We start from the raw sequence: 304 nt of genomic DNA, 5'->3' as shown, positions 1-304 counted from the left end.
TCGCGGGGCAGGCGCGTGGGGCCGCCGGGGAGGCCGAGCGGTCGACGGCGGCCGCCGAGCGGGCACGGGAGGCGCTGGAACGGGCCGTCGCCGAGGCGGAGGAGCTGGCCGAGCGGCTGGCCGTCGCCGAGGAGATGCCGGCCGAGGAGGAGCCGGACACCTCCGTACGCGACCGGCTCTCCGCCGACGGGGCCAACGCGCGGCAGACCGAGATGGAGGCGCGCCTCCAGGTCCGTACGCACGAGGAGCGGGTCAGGGGGCTCGCCGGGCGGGCCGACTCGCTGGACCGGGCCGCCCGCGCGGA

1 protein-coding gene is annotated in these 304 nt (G+C 79.9%); it reads left to right on the top strand.

The features are described from left to right. Window positions 1-304 (top strand): hypothetical protein (locus GT030_RS06530; protein ID WP_161200256.1); only part of this gene is annotated, 304 nt, incomplete at both ends.

It is taken from the genome of Streptomyces sp. SID1328 (assembly GCF_009865595.1).
Classification (GTDB): Bacteria; Actinomycetota; Actinomycetes; order Streptomycetales; family Streptomycetaceae; genus Streptomyces; species Streptomyces griseoluteus.
The sequence above is the reverse complement of the archived record's forward strand: the minus strand, read 5'-3'. Positions and strand labels throughout refer to the sequence as shown.